Source organism: Nocardioides sp. CCNWLW239 (genome assembly GCF_037137035.1).
Taxonomy (GTDB): domain Bacteria; phylum Actinomycetota; class Actinomycetes; order Propionibacteriales; family Nocardioidaceae; genus Nocardioides.
The window spans coordinates 254,657-273,311 of the sequence record NZ_JBBBNW010000001.1 but is presented as its reverse complement, the minus strand read 5'-3'; the positions used below and the strand labels follow the sequence as shown (position 1 = coordinate 273,311).

Annotated in this window: 13 protein-coding genes; 9 read left to right on the top strand and 4 right to left on the bottom strand. The window is 68.3% G+C overall.

The genetic code is table 11. The annotated features are described in order from the left end of the window. Window positions 1-27 precede the first annotated feature (27 nt). From glf to WBG06_RS01275, 5 genes are all read left to right on the top strand, one after another. A complete protein-coding gene (glf, locus tag WBG06_RS01295; RefSeq protein ID WP_336734348.1) occupies window positions 28-1,221 on the top strand; it encodes a UDP-galactopyranose mutase in 1,194 nt (397 codons plus the stop codon). Next, window positions 1,218-3,233: a glycosyltransferase gene (locus tag WBG06_RS01290; RefSeq protein WP_336734346.1), complete on the top strand. Its 2,016-nt coding sequence runs from the start codon at window positions 1,218-1,220 to the stop codon at window positions 3,231-3,233. The genes glf and WBG06_RS01290 overlap by 4 nt, the downstream gene beginning before the upstream one ends. Next, entirely contained in the window at window positions 3,217-4,116 is a 900-nt protein-coding gene (locus tag WBG06_RS01285; protein WP_336734344.1) for an ABC transporter permease, read from the top strand. Before WBG06_RS01290 ends, WBG06_RS01285 begins: the two co-directional genes overlap by 17 nt. Beyond that, entirely contained in the window at window positions 4,113-4,910 is a 798-nt protein-coding gene (locus tag WBG06_RS01280; protein ID WP_336734343.1) for an ABC transporter ATP-binding protein, read from the top strand. The genes WBG06_RS01285 and WBG06_RS01280 overlap by 4 nt, the downstream gene beginning before the upstream one ends. Before the next feature lie 163 nt (window positions 4,911-5,073). Further along, window positions 5,074-7,218, top strand: a complete 2,145-nt coding sequence (locus WBG06_RS01275) for an N-acetylmuramoyl-L-alanine amidase (RefSeq protein WP_336734341.1) — start codon at window positions 5,074-5,076, stop codon at window positions 7,216-7,218. A 551-nt stretch (window positions 7,219-7,769) separates the two neighbouring features. Here the strand turns inward: WBG06_RS01275 and WBG06_RS01270 are convergent. Beyond that, window positions 7,770-8,480: a TIGR03089 family protein gene (locus WBG06_RS01270; RefSeq protein WP_336734339.1), complete on the bottom strand. Its 711-nt coding sequence runs from the start codon at window positions 8,478-8,480 to the stop codon at window positions 7,770-7,772. Window positions 8,481-8,503: 23 nt separating this feature from the next. Here WBG06_RS01270 and WBG06_RS01265 point away from each other — a divergent pair, with 23 nt between their 5' ends. After that, on the top strand, window positions 8,504-9,613 hold the full coding sequence (locus tag WBG06_RS01265) for a mannose-1-phosphate guanylyltransferase (RefSeq protein WP_336734337.1): 1,110 nt from the start codon (window positions 8,504-8,506) through the stop codon (window positions 9,611-9,613). A gap of 153 nt (window positions 9,614-9,766) precedes the next feature. Here the strand turns inward: WBG06_RS01265 and WBG06_RS01260 are convergent, their stop codons facing one another. Genes WBG06_RS01260 through cofD form a run of 3 tightly spaced genes read right to left on the bottom strand, consistent with a single transcriptional unit; the run spans window position 9,767 to window position 12,601 of the window. Beyond that, on the bottom strand, window positions 9,767-10,549 hold the full coding sequence (locus tag WBG06_RS01260; protein ID WP_336734334.1) for a DUF3105 domain-containing protein: 783 nt from the start codon (window positions 10,547-10,549) through the stop codon (window positions 9,767-9,769). A gap of 40 nt (window positions 10,550-10,589) precedes the next feature. After that, window positions 10,590-11,567 (bottom strand): coenzyme F420-0:L-glutamate ligase, encoded by a 978-nt coding sequence (locus tag WBG06_RS01255; protein WP_336734332.1) that lies wholly within the window; start codon window positions 11,565-11,567, stop codon window positions 10,590-10,592. Between the two features lie 20 nt (window positions 11,568-11,587). Further along, entirely contained in the window at window positions 11,588-12,601 is a 1,014-nt protein-coding gene (cofD, locus tag WBG06_RS01250) for a 2-phospho-L-lactate transferase (RefSeq protein ID WP_336734330.1), read from the bottom strand. A 352-nt stretch (window positions 12,602-12,953) separates the two neighbouring features. On the opposite strand from cofD, the gene WBG06_RS01245 reads away from it, so the two are divergent. The 3 genes from WBG06_RS01245 (at window position 12,954) to WBG06_RS01235 (ending at window position 18,150) form a co-directional block, all read left to right on the top strand. After that, window positions 12,954-13,208: a WhiB family transcriptional regulator gene (locus tag WBG06_RS01245; RefSeq protein ID WP_008361238.1), complete on the top strand. Its 255-nt coding sequence runs from the start codon at window positions 12,954-12,956 to the stop codon at window positions 13,206-13,208. A 176-nt stretch (window positions 13,209-13,384) separates the two neighbouring features. Then, a complete protein-coding gene (locus WBG06_RS01240) occupies window positions 13,385-16,291 on the top strand; it encodes a glycosyltransferase family 2 protein (RefSeq protein WP_336734322.1) in 2,907 nt (968 codons plus the stop codon). Beyond that, window positions 16,288-18,150 (top strand): DUF5719 family protein, encoded by a 1,863-nt coding sequence (locus WBG06_RS01235; protein ID WP_336734320.1) that lies wholly within the window; start codon window positions 16,288-16,290, stop codon window positions 18,148-18,150. The genes WBG06_RS01240 and WBG06_RS01235 overlap by 4 nt, the downstream gene beginning before the upstream one ends. Window positions 18,151-18,655 lie beyond the last annotated feature (505 nt).

Here is an 18,655-nt window from a genome sequence, read left to right as displayed (position 1 = left end):
ACCCACAGAGACCTAGACTGAGCGATCGTGTCCTTCCCTGAAACCACCCCTGACCTCGTCGTCGTCGGCTCCGGCCTCTTCGGCCTGACCATCGCCGAGCGCGCCGCCTCCGAGCTGGACAAGAAGGTGCTCATCATCGAGCGCCGCCCCCACATCGGTGGCAACGCCTACTCCGAGTTCGACGAGGAGACCGGCATCGAGGTGCACAAGTACGGCACCCACCTCTTCCACACCTCCAACGAGAAGGTGTGGGACTACGTGCGGAAGTTCACCGACTTCACCGACTACAAGCACAAGGTGTTCGGCAAATACAAGGGGCAGGTCTACTCCCTGCCGATGAACCTCGCGCTGATCAACCAGTTCTTCGGGAAGTCGCACACCCCTGACGAGGCGCGCGCACTGATCGCCGAGCAGGCCAGCGAGTTCAAGACCGAGGAGGCCCAGAACCTCGAGGAGAAGGCGATCTCGCTGATCGGCCGCCCCCTCTACGAGGCCTTCATCAAGGGCTACACCGCCAAGCAGTGGGAGAAGGACCCCAAGGAGCTGTCGCCGGACATCATCACGCGCCTCCCGGTCCGCTACACCTTCGACAACCGCTACTTCAACGACAAGTACGAGGGTCTGCCGGTCGACGGCTACACCGCGTGGCTGGAGCGGATGGCCGACCACCCGAACATCACGGTGATGCTCGACACCGACTTCTTCACCGTCGTCGACGACTGCAAGGGCAAGGTCCCGATCGTCTACACCGGCCCGGTCGACGAATACTTCGACTTCTCCGCCGGCAAGCTGTCGTGGCGCACCGTGGACCTCGAGTCCGAGATTCTCGACGTGGACGACTATCAGGGCACCGGCGTGGTGAACGCCAACGACCCCGAGGTCCCGTTCACCCGTGAGCTGGAGTTCAAGCACCTCCACCCCGAGCGTGCCGACCGCTACAAGCCGGGCAAGACCGTCGTCGTGCGGGAATACAGCCGCTTCGCCCAGGAGGGCGACGAGCCCTACTACCCGATCAACACCGCCGACAACCGCGAGAAGATCCTGGTCTACCGCGACCTGGCCAAGAAGGAGCCGATGGTGCTCTTCGGTGGCCGTCTCGGCACCTACAAGTACCTGGACATGCACATGGCGATCGCCTCGGCGCTCACCATGTTCGAGAACAAGCTCCGTCCCCACTTCGAGGACGGCACCCCGCTCACCTCCGGAGGCGTTGACGAATGAGCGTGACCCGACTGCTCCAGCGGCAGATCCTGCCGTTGGACCGTGACTCCGACGTGATCCCGCTCTACGTCGACAACCAGGCCGCCATCCTCGACGCCGACAAATACGAGGTCGGCTCCGACAAGACGGCCCAGGCGCTCAACAACGCCCAGATCCGTCAGTCGATCAACGACGGGACCCAGATCCACCCCGACCAGATCGAGTCGCGGACGGCGCTGCGTATCCAGAAGAGCGAGCGACTCTCGCTCGGCACCTACTTCAACGCCTTCCCGGCCAGCTACTGGCGTCGGCACACTGTGGTCACCGACGTGAAGCTGACCGTCGCGCTCCAGGGCCGCGGCGCCAGCGTCATCGTCTACAAGTCGATGGCCAACGGCCGCTCCCAGCGCGTCGACGCCGCGGACACCGGCACGAACCCCGAGGGCACCTTCACCTTCGACCTGCCGCTGAAGCCGTTCGTCGACGGCGGCTGGTACTGGTACGACGTCGTCGCCTCCGACGAGGACGCCGTCATCACCTCGGCCGAGTGGACCGCGGAGGTCCCCGACGACCGTGCCGAGCACGGCACCGTCGACATCTGCGTCACCACGATGAACAAGCCCGACTTCTGCGCCAAGCTGCTCGCGCAGATGGGTGAGGACGAGCAGCTGCGTCCCTACCTCGACACCGTCTTCGTGATGGAGCAGGGCACCAAGAAGGTGGCCGACGACGTCGAGTTCCCGGCGGCCGAGAAGGCCCTGGGTGACCTGCTGCACATCATCGAGCAGGGCAACCTGGGTGGTTCCGGCGGCTACGCGCGTGGTCAGCTCGAGTCGCTGCGCAAGGGCACCGCGACGTACGCCCTGATGATGGACGACGACGTCGTCTGCGAGCCGGAGGGCATCATCCGTGCGGTCACCTTCGGTGACCTCGCCAAGCGGCCGACCATCGTCGGCGGCCACATGTTCTCGCTCTACGCCAAGTCGCGCCTGCACTCCTACGGCGAGATCGTCCAGCCGTGGCGGTTCTGGTGGCAGTCGGCTCCCGGCGTCTACGGCGACTGGGACTTCGGCGCCCGCAACCTGCGCTCGACCCGCTGGCTGCACAAGCGCGTCGACGTGGACTTCAACGGCTGGTTCATGTGCCTGATCCCGCGCAAGGTGATCGAGGAGATCGGGCTCTCGCTGCCGGTCTTCATCAAGTGGGACGACTCCGAATACGGCCTGCGGGCCAAGGAGGCCGGCTTCCCGACCGTGTCCTTCCCGGGTGCGGCCGTGTGGCACGTCCCGTGGACCGACAAGAACGACGCCCTCGACTGGCAGTCCTACTTCCACCAGCGCAACCGCTTCGTCGCCGCGCTGCTGCACTCGATCTACGACGACGGCGGCCGGATGGTCACCGAGTCGTTCTCCCACCAGATCAAGCACCTGGTCTCGATGCAGTACTCGACCGTCAAGCTGCGCCACCAGGCGCTGCTCGACGTGCTCGCCGGCCCCGCGAAGCTCCACGAGACCCTGGCGACCCAGCTTCCCGCCGTACGCGAGATGGTCAAGGAGTTCCCGGACGCGCAGCTCAAGGCCGACCGTGACGAGTTCCCGCCCGTACGCCGCCACAAGCCGCCGCGGAAGGGCAAGGAAGACACCGAGGTCCCGACCAACCGCGAGGTCAAGCTGGCCGCGCTCAAGGCGCCGATCCGGCAGCTCATGAAGCCGCGCAAGCTCTCCACGGAGTTCCCCGAGGCCGAGCTCGCCGCGATGGACAACCAGTGGTACCGGATCACCAAGTACGACAGCGCCATCGTGTCGATGAATGACCAGCAGGGTGCTGCCTTCTACCGCCGCGACAAGAAGCTCTTCAACCAGATGCTGAAGGACACCATCAAGGTGCACCGTCAGCTCAAGCGCCGTTGGCCCAAGCTGGCCGAGGAATACCGCTCCCAGCTGCGCGAGTTCACCTCGCCCGAGGCGTGGGAGAAGACCTTCGAACCGTGGAAGGTCGCTGAGGAGAAGGGGACCGATGGCAACCGGAGTTGATGAACGTCCCGTCCGGATCGTCGATGCGCCGCTGGCGCCGCCCGCGGAGAACCTCGGGCTGCTGTCGGTCTTCAAGCGCCGCTACCTGCTCAAGCTGCTCGTGCAGCGGGAGATCAGCGGTCGCTACTCCAACTCGATCCTCGGCGTCTTCTGGTCCTACATCAACCCGCTGACGCAGTTCTGCGTCTACTGGATCTTCATGGGCAAGATCATGGGCGCGGACAAGGGGATGGACAACTACCCGGTCCACCTGTTCGCCGGGCTCGTCATCGTCCACTTCTTCACCGAAACCTTCGGTGCCGGGACGCGTTCCCTGCTCGGCAACAAGGGACTGTTGAAGAAGATGGCGATGCCGAAGGAGATGTTCCCGGTCGCCTCGATGCTGGTCTCGCTCTACCACCTGGTGCCGGCGACTCTCATCCTGGTGGTCGTCTGCGTGTTCAGCGGGTGGACGCCGTCCTGGGACACGGTTCCGTCCCTGCTGCTCGCGCTCGGCATCGTGATGGCGCTCGGCACGGCCCTCGCCCTGGTCTTCAGCCTGGCCAACGTCTTCTTCCGGGACTTCGGCAGCGCGGTGCAGATCCTGACGAACTACATCCGCTTCGGCGTACCGATGATGTACCCGTTCTCGATGATCGAGGACGCCCTCGGGGACAAGTCGTGGATCTACCTGCTCAACCCGATCTCGGACGCCGTGCTGCTCTTCCAGCAGGCCTTCTGGGTCGGGGTGACCAAGGACCCGGAGGCGACCGCTGCGAAGCATCTGCCTGATGATCTGTGGCTGTGGGGCCTCGGGGCTTTCATCGGCTCGTTGGTGCTGCTGGTGATCGCGCAGCTGATCTTCAGCAAGTACGAGAACAAGATCCCGGAGCGTCTGACATGAACCCCGATTCGATCGTGGTGGACGGAGTCACCAAGAACTTCACGCTCCGCTACCACCGCAGCATCAAGGACATCACCGTCGCCAAGATGAAGGGGCGGGCCGTCTCCAACACCTTCAAGGCGCTGGACGACGTCACCTTCACGATCAAGCAGGGCGAGTCCGTCGGTCTCATGGGGCTCAACGGCTCCGGCAAGTCGACGCTGCTCAAGCTGATCAGCGGCGTGATGCGTCCCGACCAGGGCGTGGTGAAGACCCGAGGCCAGATCGCCGGCCTGATCGCGACGGGTGCGGGCTTCCACCCGCAACTGTCGGGTCGGGAGAACATCTTCCTCAACGCGGCGATCTACGGCCTCTCCGCCGAGGAGACCGCCGAGATCTACGACGACGTGGTGAAGTTCGCCGAGCTCGGTGACCACCTCAACTCGCCGGTCGGCAACTACTCCTCGGGGCAGTACTCCCGGCTGGGGTTCTCCGTCGCCGTCCACATCGACTCCGACATCTTCCTCGCCGACGAGGTCCTCGCCGTCGGTGACAAGCCCTTCAAGAAGAAGTGCATGGAGAAGATGGAGGAGATCCGCGACAGCGGCCGCACCGTGGTCTACGTCAGCCATGCCGCCGGCTCCGTCAAGCGCATGTGCGACCGCGTGATCTGCCTGGAGAACGGCCGGCTCGTCTTCGACGGCGACGTCGACGAGGGCATCGAATACCTCCACTACGGTGAGGACGACGCCAAGGGCTCGGCCAAGCTCAAGCAGCTCGAGGCCGCCGACAGCGCGTTGGGTGCTGAGGTCTGAGCCTGCGAACCCGCGAAGCGGGTCGAGATCCTGCTTGAGCGGAACATCGCGCCGGGAAGCCTGCGGAGAATTACAGATCTGTAGTTCCCCGCGGGCTCTTCCCATACCCTGTGACTGATGTGAAAGATGTTCCCTGGTGTTACGGAACCAGGGGGATCCAAAGATGTTTTCGCAGGCCGGACAGCAGGAGCCGAAGGACGCGCAGCGCGCTCGCTCCCGCTACGTCGTCTCGACCCAACAGCTGCTCGTGCTCGGGGTCGTCATGGCCGCATTGGTCCCGGCGAGCACCGTCGTCGACCTGAGGGTGGTCCGCCCCGGCGAGGTCCCGGTCTCCGGGAGCCAGGCGGCCGTGCCGTCGTCGGCAGAGGTGCCTGCTGACCCGGTCAGTGCCCACCTCGAGGAGATCCCGCTGACCGCGCCCCCGGCCGCGGGCCACCGGTCGGGACGCAGCGTCGTCGGCCGGCTCACCGCGGAGGCGCGGAAGAGCGCGTCCCGGGGCGATGCGGTGACCGTGACCAGCCTGCCGCAGCCGGTGGACGGCTTCGGGACGATCGGGCTCACCTGGTCGCCCGGTGCGGTCGTTCCGGAGGAGGCGGTCGGGGCCGACGTACGCACGCTGGAGGACGGGACCTGGAGCGACTGGCAGGCGTTGGACGTCCACCTCGACGACCATGCTCCCGACCAGGGTTCCGCGGAGTCCGACGGCTCGCGTCCGGGCACCATGGAGGCGATCGTCGGTGAGGTCGAGCAGGTGCAGACGCGGCTGCGGCTCGACGGTGCGCAGGTCCCTGCCGACCTCCGGCTGGCCGTGATCACCTCCGGCGAGACAGGCGCGACCCGCCGGGAGTCGCCCGAGATCGACACCGGCGCCGACGATGCGCCGGAGCCGGCCTCGGGTGGCGCGGATGCCCAGACCTCCGACGTCGAGGAGGGGGCGGCCGCGACGCTGTCGGCGGCTGCGTACACCTCCAAGCCCAGCATCTACAGCCGTCGGCAGTGGGGTGCCGACGAGCGCGTGCGCGAGTCCGGCCCTCCCGACTATCACGAGATCCGCGGCGGGTTCGTCCACCACACCGTCAACACCAACTCCTACACCAGGGATCAGGTGCCCGGCATCATCCGGAGCATCTACGCCTACCACGTCAAGAGCCGCGGCTGGCGCGACATCGGCTACAACTTCCTGGTCGACAAGTTCGGCCGCATCTGGGAGGGCCGCTACGGCGGCGTCGACCGTCCCGTCGTCGGCGCCCACACCTCGGGCTACAACAGCTACAGCTTCGGCGCCTCCGCGATCGGCAACTTCGACAAGGTCGCGCCGCCGACCGCGCTGGTGAACGCCTTCGGCACGCTGTTCGCGTGGAAGCTGTCGCTGCACGGGGTCCGTGGCAACAAGGGTTCCACCAAGATCGGCGACCGCACCTTCTCGCACGCGATCATGGGTCATCGCGACGCCGGCTCCACCGCGTGCCCGGGCCGCTACCTCTACGCCAAGCTGAGCACCATCCGCTCGCAGGCGGGCTCGAAGCAGGCGAGCTGGGCGGCGCGGGAGCTGCAGTCGCAGATCAGCGGGCGCGGCTACCCCGACCTGGTCGGCCGGCGGGCCACCGACAAGCGGATCGTCGTGCTCCGCACCGACGGCAACGCCCGCTTCGGTACGCCCCGGGCCACCAACCTGATCGGCAGCACCTCGGCCACGCTGATGAACGCCGGTGACTGGGACCGCGACGGCGACGGCGACATCCTGATCCGCCACACCGACGGCACCATCCGGGTCAACCGGGGCAACGGCACCGAGACGTTCGCCCGCGGTGTCATCATCGGGCGCGGCTTCGAGTCCGTCCCGGTCATCGACGTCGTCAGCGACATCACCGGCGACGGCTGGCCCGACCTGGTCGGGAAGCACTCCACCGGCGAGATCCGGGTCTGGCCGGGGCGGGGGACCAGCGCGCTGGGTGCCTCCTACCGGATGCGCAGCGGGGTGGGTGGCTCGAGCCAGGTCATCGGCGCCGGCCGCTTCTACGCCGACGACGGCTCACCCGAGGTGATCTTCAAGGTCTCCAGCAAGCTGCTGATCTTCCGCACCAACGGTCCCGGCGGCCTGACGACATACTCCGACCCCGGCATCGACACCAGCGTCTTCGACTTCATCCTCGCGACCAAGGACCTGCGCGGCGCCGCCACCGGCGGTGACCTGCTGCTGCGCCGCAAGTCGGACGGAATGTGGTTCGCCTACGAGCACAACCAGAGCGGCGGCTGGGACCGGAAGACCCAGATGGGTGTCCTCCGAGGCTACGACCAGGTCGGATAACACTGGAGCCGGGAGAATTCTTCTCGCTGAGAGGGCCTGTTCCGGGTCCTGTTTATCGCGGCACTTTTCATGAATTCGTGGACAGCGCGCGCGACATATGCTTAATGTATTTCTCAGCGAGTTTGCGGCAGGGGAGGACGCAGCGCGCTTTCTTCGCCGGTGGCTGTCTCGCAATTCTAGGTTTCTCGGGTACTTGGAAAGGAGTCTGTCATGCCTGATCCCGGCATCATCCAGGAGATCATCCAAGCGTTGATCGACCTTCTGAACAGCCTGTAGGCCGCCATGACGCCCCGCGGCAGCGTGGGTGGCCCCTGCGATGGCTACGCCTCAGGGCGTCAGAGTCCGTCCCTGACCAGCAGGATCGCCACTGCGTGACACGCAGGGCGCCCGACCGGTGTTGGCCCCGGATCAAGAATTCGGGGCTGACGCCGATTTGTCGTTATCGGGCGGATAAGTGAATTCAGCGCGTGATTATCTGGTCAAGAAAAGACGTGCTGCTCAGTTTTGTTCGGGCGAGATGATCGCCATGACAACTGTGTAATACCGAGACATCATGACGGGTTATCCGGGAATGGCGTTGCGCGCTCGTTCGCGGCAAGGGCGGCGAGACGCTCCTCGGTCGCACCGGTGACCAGGACCAGCGACCCGCCGCCGGCGAGTAGGCCGGCGAGGAGCTCTGTGCCTTCCGGAGAGGCCGGAGGGGCGGTCGAGAGCAGCCGTGCGTCGCTCCCGGACCTCCCGAGCAGGTCCGCCTGGGTGGTCTCGGCGCCGGCCCACGACGTGGCCGTGTCCTCCGGAGCGGGCGGGTCCCACGGGGTGAACGCATCCGGCTGCCCCCACACCTCGACGCCGACGTCGTGGACACCCGGTGGCAGCGGGTCGGCGAAACGTACGCCGAAGGGCAGCAGCGAGCACGCCAGGGTGGGCCGTTTCTCGGCCTCCTCCGCCCAGCTCGGCAACGTCTCGGGGCCACAGACGACGGCGTCGGGGCTCGCGGAGTCGGTCACCACGAGGCCGGTGTTCCAGGCGGCGCCGAGGAAGACGGTGGCCAGCCAGTGGGCGGGCAGGTCGATGCGGATGCTGTCCCCGCGCTCGAGCCCGTGCTCGTCGACCAGCAGGCCGGAGGCCTTGGCCACCCAGTTGGCGTACGTCGTGGTCGACAGCTCCTGGCGTTCGCCGCTTCCCTCGTCGTAGAACGTGACGAAGGGGTTGCCCGGCGCCATCCGCAGGGCTCGGGCGAGGGTCTCGGGAAAGCTGCTCACGTCGAAACTCTATGGTGTGCGGCATGAGCGAGCGCCAGCGAGCGACCAGTGGGTCCATGACGTTGTGGGCAGTGATCCCTGCCGGCGGTGCCGGCACTCGGCTGTGGCCGCTCTCGCGGTCGTCGGAACCGAAGTTCCTACGGGACCTGACCGGTCACGGCCGTACGCTCCTGCAGGAGACCTACGACCGCCTCGAGCCCGTCGCCGACGGCATCATGGTGGTGACGGGTGCCGTGCACGAGCGGGCGGTGTGCGAGCAGCTGCCGGAGGTGCCGCACGACGCGATCCTGGCCGAGCCGAGCGGGCGTGACTCGATGGCCGCGATCGGCCTGGCAGCGGCCTTCCTGGAGCGGCGCGACCCGGATGCGGTGATGGGCTCTTTCGCCGCGGACCACGTGATCCGCAACATCGACAGCTTCCACGAGACCGTACGCAGCGCCGCGGCGGTCGCCGCGGACGGCTGGCTGGTGACGATCGGGATCTCGCCGACGTTCGCCTCGACCGCCTTCGGCTACATCGCCGAGGGCACGCCGCTGGAGGGACACCGGGGCGCCTACCTGGTCGACGAGTTCGTCGAGAAGCCGTCCGCCGAGGTCGCCGCGGGCTATCTCGCGACCGGTCGCTATCGCTGGAACGCCGGCATGTTCGTCGTCCGCCCCACCGTGCTCCTCGACCTGCTCGCGGAGTCGGACCCCGGCTTCGCGGAGCGACTGCGGGCGATCGCCGCCGAGCCGTCGCGGCTCGAGGAGCTGTGGGAGACGCTGCCGAAGATCGCGGTCGACCATGCGGTCGCGGAGCCGGCCGCTGCTGCCGGCAAGGTCGCCACGGTGCCCGCTGACCTCGGTTGGGACGACATCGGCGACTTCGACTCGCTCGCGACGCTGCTCCAGGCTGCCGCCACCGCCTCGCCCGAGGGCCCCACGATCCTTGGTGACGACTCCCTCGTCCATGCCCTCGACTCCACCGGCCTGGTCGTGCCTCACTCGGGCCGCACGATCGCCCTCATCGGCCTCGAGGACATCGTCGTCGTCGACACCGACGACGCCGTCCTGGTCACCACCCGCACCCACGCCCAGCAGGTCAAGCGGATCGTCGCCGCGCTCAAGGACTCCGACCGCACCGACCTCACCTGAGCCGAGACGTCGCCCCGGTCGGCCGAGACGTCACTCCGGTCGATCGAGCCGGCAACGCCGTGCCCACTCGAGCGACCGGAGCGACGTCTCGATGAGAGACGGCCGCCTCCCCGTCGGGGAGGCGGCCGTGTCGAAGGTCCGGAAGGGCCAGGATCACATGGCCTGGGGCTCCGGGGTGTCGGTGTAGGGGTACTTCTGCATGAAGTCCTTGACCGCCTCGCCGGAGACGCCCTCGCAGTACTGGAAGACGCCCTTCTGGGTGGAGGCCTCGGTCGGGTTGGCCGGGTCGGCGTACCAGTGGGTCATCGCGATGTGGGTGCCCGCGGGGAACTCGGTCTTCTTGTCACCGGCGACCGCGGTCTCCTTGGCGTCGGCAGCGGTCCACGGGGCCGCGATGAACTTGTAGCGGAAGTTCGACGTGCCGGAGAACTTCTGCCCGATGGCGCGGAGCTCGTCCAGCTCGTCCTCGGTGACGGTCTCGTCGTACCACACGATCGTGTAGCCGTGCTCGAGGTTGTGCACCAGCGCCTCGAGGTCGGGGCGGTCCTCGGGGGTGTAGAACTTGCGCGACATGTCGGCCGGCGCGACGTTGGCCTCGTTCCAGTGGGGGCCGAACGCCGGGGGAGCAGTCGTGTAGGTCTGCTCGGTGCCGGTCTCGAGGTGCTCTGATGAACCGTTGGCAGCTGCCTCGGTCACCTTCTGGCATCCGGCGGCCTTGGCGCTCTTCCCGATGTCCTGCAGCGCGACGTCGTCGTACTTGCTCTGCTTGAAGAAACCGGTGATCGGCTTCCATGCGGCTGCCCCCACCATCAGCACCGCGATGACGAGGCAGACACCGATGATCGCCGCACCCCGGACACGCTCAGCGCGGCCCTGCTTCTTGCGGATGTCATTGATGACCGCACGGCGGTCCTTGTTGAGCGACTTGTTGGCCACTGTCGGCTTACCTCGGGTCTCTGGTCGGGACGCGCAGATTCTAGGTGGTCAGTGGTTGCAGATGGGAAGTCGCCCCGTGATTGATGTCATCACGTTCGCATCGCCAGCCGTGCGCGAAAGCCAGCGCTGCGACCACCGCGGGGTCGGCTCCGTCCACCCGAAGACCGCCCTCGTGCGGGACAGGAGCGGTCCCGGTCACCTCCGCGACGGCCGCGGAGAGCTCCTCGACGCTCGCCGGGGCACCGAACGGAGCCTGGTCCTCGGTGGCACCCTTCAGTGCGCGTACGACGGCCTCGCGGGCGCCGAACCCGAAGAAGTCCGAGCCTTCGGGGCGGATGAGCGCGCTCGCTCCCGGCCCGTCGTCGCCGGGTTCCCGGACCAGGTCCGCACGGCCGCGCAGGACCGCGAAGGGCCGCGCGCCGAGCTTGCCCTGGGAGATCTCGGCGGCCGATGCGATCTCGTCGACGACGGCGGGAGCGGTGACGACGAGGTCGTTGCCGTAGGCGTCGACCTGGCCGGCGAAGCTCTCCAGCACCTCGAGCCCGGCGGCGCCGATGGCGATGTCGGTCTGGCCGTCGCGCCAGGCCCGCCCGGCGGTGTCGGTGATGACCACCCCGACGTTGGCGCCGGTGCGGTCGCGGAGCGTGGCCCGGAGGGCGCGAGCGGAGGCGTCGGGGTCCAGGGGAAGCAGCACGATGTGGCCGGCCTCGACGTTGGAGGCGTCGATGCCGGCGGCGGCCATCGTCAGGCCGAGCCGGCTGCGCACGATCTGGGTGGGCCCACGTCGGGCCACGACCCGCGTCGTCTCGCCGGGGAGCGCGTCGTCCCGGGTGCCCTCCCGGACCTGGCCCTCGGCCTTGGAGACCACCTTCGAGGTGACCACGACGATGTCGCCGTCGGCCAGAGGGGACGCCGGGCCGGAGTCGAGTGCAGTGAGGAGCAGGGCGGTGAGGTCGTCGCCCTTACGCACCTCGGGTACGCCGTCGGGGGCGGTGACGGTGATGCCCAGTCCGCTCATCGGCCCGCTCGTGGACCGCGTCATCGGGTCACCAGGTCGACCGCGGCGGCGGCGATGTCGGCCGTCGCGTCCTCGGACGACATCCACAGCGGTACGGCGGCCGCCTTCAGGCCCGTCTCGGTGAGCGAGGGGACCGCGGCGGCGTCGGCGGTGTCGACGAGCCAGCCGTCGAGGACTCCGCCCGAGCCTCGCGTCCCATAGTGCAGACCGACTCCGGCGGCGGTCGCGTCGACACCGATGGCGGCGAGCATCTGCTCCGCCATGCCGCGTACGTGGTGGCCGCTGATGATCGGCGAGACCCCCACCACGGGGGCCGAGGTGGCGACCAGGCCCTCCCGGATCCCGGGGACGCCGAGGATGGTCCCGACCGAGACGACCGGGTTGGACGGGGGCACGATCACCAGGTCGGACTTCAGCAGCGCGTCCATCACCCCGGGGCCTGGCTTCGACTCGTCCTGCCCCACGAAGATCAGCTTCTCGACGGGCACGCCGGCTCGGAGGCGTACCCAGTATTCCTGGAAATGGACCACCGACAGGCCACTGGGTGAGTTCTCGTCCTTGACCGCCACATGCGTCTCGACACGGTCGTCGGTCATCGGCAGCAACCGCACCCGGTCGCCCCAGGCGGGCTTCAGCCAGCGGTCGCACAACGCCTCGGTGACCTGCGACAACGTGAATCCCGCCTCGAGCATCTGGGTGCGCACGAGGTGGGTGGCGATGTCGCGGTCGCCGAGCCCGAACCAGGTTCCGGGCACACCGTAGGCCTCGAGCTCCTCCTTGATCGACCACGTCTCGGCCTTGCGGCCCCAGCCGCGATCATGGTCGAATCCGTTTCCGAGGGTGTACATCACCGTGTCGAGGTCGGGGCAGACCTTGACGCCGTGCATCCACAGATCGTCGGCGGTGTTGGCGATCACGGTGACCCGGGCATCTTCCCCAATGCCCGGGACGCGGCCGGTGGAGATGCCGTGGAGGAGTCCGGAGATGAACTTCGAGCCACCATGGCCGCCGGAGAGAACGGTGATGTCGCGCATGGTCCTAGCCTCTCAGACGAGGGCCAGCACCCCTGCTCCAGCCGGTGCAGCAAGCCTGTGTTAAAGCACCCCTAGCAGATTTGAGGGTTGACTTGTGGCACCGACAGGCATGTAATTTCATCAGTGTGATTCGAAACTGAACCGGGAGCACGACCGCGCTGGAGACAGCGTTCAGTAATCTCGGGAAAGTTTTGGCAGGGGACTGCATCAAGTCAGCGGCTTAGGACGTAGCTAGGGGCAGTTCCCGAAAAAACGGGGGGATCGGTTACCTGCCGATGGCATGAGGTGACTGGCCCAAGATGGGGTCGCGGTCCCGAAATTAGCTGAATAGGGTCGAAAGGTCGGATAGACGATGAGAGAGCTGTTTCTCCTCGAGCCGGACACCGACGAAGGGGGCTGGCAGGAGCGCGCCCTGTGCGCGCAGACGGATCCGGAGGCGTTCTTCCCTGAGAAGGGTGGATCGACTCGGGAGGCCAAGAAGGTCTGCCAGACCTGCGAGGTGCGCCAAGACTGCCTTGAGTCTGCTCTGGGCAACGACGAGCGCTTCGGAATCTGGGGTGGTCTCTCCGAAAGGGAGCGCCGCAAGCTGAAGAAGCGCGCAGTCTGAGGCATCAACCAAGCACGAACCAGCAAGGCCCGGACCTCACGGTCCGGGCCTGCTGTTCTTATTTGCCGATGGCGCGGCGACGATGCATCGGACGCCCATGATGCCCAGGGGGATATCGCCGATCGCTCGACAGGTCCATTCGGTCTATCACCAGATGGGCACTAGGGTTGCCGATCGTGCAAGCGTCGGTCGCCCTCGTCCTCGTCTCTCATAACGGCGCCGGCTGGCTTCCGACCGTCATCGACGGGATTCGGAACCAGCAGGCGCCGGTGAGCTTTGCCGTCACGATCGACACCGGTTCGACCGACCGGTCGGTCGAGATCTTGGAGGAGACCTTCGCCCAGGTGGTCAAGCTCCCGGCGTCGACGACGTTCGCGGACGCGGCCAACGAGGCGCTCGCCATCCTCCACCAGGCCGCCCAGCCGCCGGAGTGGATCTGGTTCCTCCACGACGACTCGACCCCCGACCCGCACGCGCTCGCGACCCTGCTCAACGCCGCCGAGGAATACCCGGAGGCCGACATCCTCGGCCCCAAGATCCGGGAGTGGCCCTCGCTGCGCCGGATGCTCGAGCTCGGCGTCTCGATCTCGGTCACCGGCAACCGCGAGACCGGGCTGGAGCGCGGCGAGTACGACCAGGGTCAGCACGACGAGGTACGCCGCGTCCTGGCCGTCAACACCGCCGGCATGCTGATCCGCCGCGAGGTCCTCGAATACCTGGGTGGCTTCGACAAGCACCTCCCGGTCCTGGGCACCGACATGGACCTCGGCTGGCGGGCCGCCAACGCCGGCTTCACCACCATCGCCGTCCCGGATGCGGTCGTCTTCCACGTGGAGGCGGCCCATCGTGGCGTACGCAAGACCCAGCTGACCGGTCGCCGGATCCACTATCAGGAGCGACGGGCCGCGCTCTACACCCTGCTGGTCAACAGCCGGCCGGGGACGCTGGCGCTGTGGATGGTCCGGTTCTTCTTCCAGACCCTGTGGCGGATGCTCGGCTTCATCCTCGTCCGCGACCCCGGCGCGGCCCTCGACGACCTGGCCGCACTGGGGTGGATCTACGGCCACACCGGCCAGATCGTGCTCGCCAAGCGGCGTCGCCGGAAGCAGGCGCACGCCGACAAGGACGTCGTGAAGTCGCTGCTGCCGCCACCGTGGCTGCCCTACCGGCACGGTCTCGACTTCGTCTCCGACGTCGCCAACGCGGTCACCCAGCAGGCCTCCGACATCGCCGAGCGGCGCCAGATGGCGCAGGCCGAGGCGGATCCGGCCTCCTTCGCCGCCAAGCGGCAGGCCGAGCGGTCCCAGCTGGAGGAGGACGAGATCCCGGCCGAGACCGGATGGCTGGTGCGTCTGTTCACCAACCCGGTCGCGGTGCTCCTGGTCGTCGTCGGCATCCTCGGCGTCGTCGGCGCGCGGGCGGCGCTCGGTGGCGTGGCGGGTGGCGGCCTCGGGCCGACACCGCAGAACGTGGGCGACTGGTGGCAGCTGCAGTTCGAGTCCTGGCACGCGATCTCGCAGGGCACCGGTGTGCCCGCGCCGCCGCACGTCTTCCCGCTGGCAGTGCTCGCGACGTTCCTCGGCGGCAACCCCGGTCTGGCGGTCTCTGGCGTCATGCTGCTCAGCTTCCCGGTCGCGCTCGGCGGTGCCTGGCGGCTGCTGCGCGTCGTGGGCCGGCTGATCAGCCACCTCGGCGCACCTCGCTGGCTGCTGCTGTGGGGGGCGACGGCGTACGCCCTGGTCCCCTACGCCAGCGGGGCCTTCGGCGACGGCCGGATCGGAACGGTCGTCGTCGGCGCGCTGCTGCCGTGGCTCGCCCATGCCGCGCTCGGGTTCAGCGACCCGGTCGCCGACCGCCGCTGGCGGGCCGGGTGGCGCACCGGCCTGCTGCTGACCATCATCACCGCGTTCGCGCCGATGGCCTTCCTCGTCGCCGCCGTCTTCGCCGCGGTCATCTTCATCGCCGTACGCAGGCTGATGCCCGCCGTCCTGCGGGACCGTGACCAGTGGGGGCCGCCGGTCGCGGCCATCGCGACGCCGATCGGTCTGCTGATCCCGTGGTGGCTGCCGCTGCTCTTCTCCGGCGGCTGGGCCGGGCTGCTGCTCGACCCGGGCCGGCTCCCGGCCCCGGCGGCCGGCGGTCTCGACCTGCTCGTGGGCCGTCTGACCGGGCTCGACGGTGCCACCCTCGGTGCCCCGTGGTGGCTGGGTCTGGCGCTGCCGCTGCTGGCGGTGCTCGCGCTGATCCCGAGCCGCACCCGCATCCCGGTCCTGGTCTGCTGGATCGGGGCGGTTGCGACCGCCTTCGTCACGATGCTGCTGTCGTGGATCCCGATCCCGCTGGACGCCGGCATCGCCCGCGTCGGCTGGGGCTTCCCGCTCGTCGCCATCCAGGGTTTCGCGGTGGTCGCGGCGGTGCTGGGTGCCCAGGGCGCCATCCTCGACGGTCTGCGCGGGCTGCGGAAGATCATGGTCGGCGTCGCTGCCGCGGCGGCGACGGTCGGCGTGGTCGGCAGCCTCGGCTGGTTCGTCTACGCCGGCTCCGGCGATCTCACCGACAACACCCGGGCGCTCGGCCACACCGGCGTACCGTCCTACATGCTCGACCCGACCTCGACCACGCTCGGCCCCGAGGACGGCGTCCTGGTCCTGCGCGGCTCGGTCGACGAGGGCATCCGCTACGCCGTCCTGCGCAACGACGGGATCACTCTCGGCGAGGACGAGATCGCGCAGGTCGCCGGTGGCGCCGACGAGCTCACCGGTGTCGTACGCCGTCTCGCTGCCGACCCCGACGACGCGGTGATCGGTGACCTGGCCGCCCAGGGCGTGGCCTACATCGTGATGCCCGGACCGGCCGACTCCTCGGTCGCCGAGGGCATCGACGCCTCCGGGTCGGTGACCCAGGCGAGCACCGTCGAGCGTTCGACGCGCGCCTGGCTGCTCGACTCCAAGCCGAGCGACCCGGGCGTGACCGATTCGCAGTCCATCATCCGTACGATCCTGTTGGTCCTGGCCGGGATCGGGCTGTTCGTCGTCCTCGTCCTGTGCCTGCCGACCTTGGTCCAGAGGAGGGAGTCGGCATGAGTCATCCACATGACCCCTACGACCGCTCGCACGATCTGCAGGACGACGACGTCTACGGCCAGGAGCCGTGGATGTTGGACCCCTACGCTGATCCCTACACCGGTCAGACTCCTGGTCATCTGGCCCCGGAATACACGCCCGAGCAGATCTACGCCCAAGAGCCCTACGTCCCGGGCCCGGAGACGGGGCAGATGGTCGCGCAGACGGGCTATTCGCCGGCCTACGAGGGCGAGTACCGGACGGGTGAGTTCCGGACGGGTGAGTTCCAGGCCAGCGAGTTCCGGACCGGCGATGTCCCGGGTGCCTTCGAGCCGGAGTTCGAGGCCTGGCCCACCGCCGACGAGATGCGGGCCGCTGATCCCGCCGTGGAGCCCGAGCGCGCGAAGGGCGGTCGGATGGCGGCTGCCGCCGCAGCGGCAGCCGCGGCGCGTCCCCGGCTCCGCCGCGTACGCCGGCAGCGTGGTCGCCGCCTCGACAACACCGCTCTGGTGGCTCTGGGGCTGATCGCCGCGATGGCGGTCGCGCTGCTGCTCAACCGGCCGCACCAGTGGGAGCAGCCGACGCTCGCTGCCGACAGCAGTGCGCCGACGGCAGCCACCGTGGTGTGCCCCAGCAAGCCGAAGAACGGTGCCGACCAGGTCGCGGTCACCAACGCCGCCGACGGGTCCGGCGAGGTGACGCTGAGCGGTCCGGGCGCCGGTAAGGGCGCGGAAGCCACCGTGGGCTCCGGGAAGGTCACCAGCGTGCCGGCCAAGCCCGGCTCTGTCGTGGTCAAGGCCGGCAAGGAGGTCGCGCCCGGCCTGGTCGCCGGCCGCTCGACCGCCAAGCCGCTCGCTGCGACGGGCTGCCTGCCTCCGCAGGCGGAGGCCTGGTTCCCCGGCGTCGGTGCCGGTGCCACCCACAACTCGGTCCTCGAGCTCACCAACCCCAACAGCGGTGCGGCCACGGTCGACATCTCGCTCTATGACGACAAGGGCGCGGTAGCGGTCCCCGAGGATCTCCGCGGCGTCGCGATCCCCGGCAACACCACCCGCACCTTCGACCTGCTGCACGTCATCCCGCGCAAGGGCGAGCTGTCCCTGAAGACCACGGTCGTACGCGGCCAGGCCGGCGTGATGGTCCGCGACCGCGCCGTCGCGCTCGAGACGCAGGCGGTGTCCGAGGACTACTTCCCGGGCCAGTCGACGCCCGCCGAGACCAACCTGCTGGTCGGTTACCCCAACAGCTCCGCGAGCCGCACGCTCACCGTCGTCAACCCGGGCGACGCCCAGGTGAGCGCCGAGCTGCGCCTGCTCACCCCCAAGAACGTGCTCACCCCGCAGGGCGCACCCGAGATCAGCGTGCCGCCCAACGGACAGACCCAGGTCGACCTGACCAAGCTGCTCGGCAAGGACAGCGCTGACGACGCCTACGGCATCGAGATCGTCGCCTCCGGCCCGGTCACCACCGCGATGCGCTCGGTCGACGGCGGCGACGTCGCGATCACCACGGCCACCGAGACCATCTCGAAGGCCACGTCAGTGGTCGTCCCCGCCGGCGCCGGCATCGGCAAGAAGCGGGTCGTGATCGCGGGCCCGGTCGCCAAGACCGGGAGCAGCGGCACCGTCCAGGTGGTCCCGGTGACCGCGAAGGGCAAGGCGCTCAAGGCCAAGTCCGTCGAGCTCGGCCCCGGCCTGGGCGCCGAGCTCGAGGTGCCCGCGGAGGCGGCGCTGATCCAGCTCGTGCCCGAGGGCGTCTCCGTCAATGCGGCTGTGGTGATGAGCGGGGACGGGGATGCCGTGGTGCCGTTCCGGCCGTTGCGGTCGGAGGTGCGGACTGCTGGGGTGGCTCCGGGGTTGCCCTTGCCTGTTTCGCCCTAGCTTCACTTTTGACTCGTCTTTCGGCTGGGGTGTTTTGGGGGTGGCCTCTGCCGCCGACCCTTGTTCGAGGGTCTTCTCGACGTGCCCCGGCGTCAAGGACGGCCTTTGGCCGCCGGCTTCGCCGGTCGCCTTCGGCGATCCTTGACTCCGGGTCACGTCGAGAAAAAAGATGGCTGGCTATCGGGTCGGCGGCAGGGGTGTGGTGCGGAGGTCTGGGTTGGGTGCGGGCTGGGGTCTGGGGCTGAACGAACGTTCGTTCAGCCACGATCGTGCCGGGCTGGGGACATGCGGGTTGGCGGTGAAGGAAGTTTTTCTTTCACCGGCGGAGGGGACTCTCTTTGGGATGAACGAACGTTCGTTCAGCGAGAAGAGCGTGTCTCATCCCAGGGGCAGCGTGCCTCCCGGCCACACCGGGGCCGCCGTCCCGATAGCCAGCCAAAATCTTTTCTCGATCAGGCCCGGTGTCAAGGATCGCCGTAGGCGACCGGCGTCAGCCGGCGGCCGC

What these genes read in the sequence shown, in the direction of transcription:
- WBG06_RS01290 (WP_336734346.1), top strand. Translation starts at nt 1,218, where the DNA reads ATGAGCGTGACCCGACTGCTCCAGCGGCAGATCCTGCCGTTGGACCGT.
- WBG06_RS01285 (WP_336734344.1), top strand. Translation starts at nt 3,217, where the DNA reads ATGGCAACCGGAGTTGATGAACGTCCCGTCCGGATCGTCGATGCGCCG.
- WBG06_RS01280 (WP_336734343.1), top strand. Translation starts at nt 4,113, where the DNA reads ATGAACCCCGATTCGATCGTGGTGGACGGAGTCACCAAGAACTTCACG.
- WBG06_RS01275 (WP_336734341.1), top strand. Translation starts at nt 5,074, where the DNA reads ATGTTTTCGCAGGCCGGACAGCAGGAGCCGAAGGACGCGCAGCGCGCT.
- WBG06_RS01265 (WP_336734337.1), top strand. Translation starts at nt 8,504, where the DNA reads ATGAGCGAGCGCCAGCGAGCGACCAGTGGGTCCATGACGTTGTGGGCA.
- WBG06_RS01255 (WP_336734332.1), bottom strand. Translation starts at nt 11,567, where the DNA reads ATGAGCGGACTGGGCATCACCGTCACCGCCCCCGACGGCGTACCCGAG.
- cofD (WP_336734330.1), bottom strand. Translation starts at nt 12,601, where the DNA reads ATGCGCGACATCACCGTTCTCTCCGGCGGCCATGGTGGCTCGAAGTTC.
- WBG06_RS01245 (WP_008361238.1), top strand. Translation starts at nt 12,954, where the DNA reads ATGAGAGAGCTGTTTCTCCTCGAGCCGGACACCGACGAAGGGGGCTGG.
- WBG06_RS01235 (WP_336734320.1), top strand. Translation starts at nt 16,288, where the DNA reads ATGAGTCATCCACATGACCCCTACGACCGCTCGCACGATCTGCAGGAC.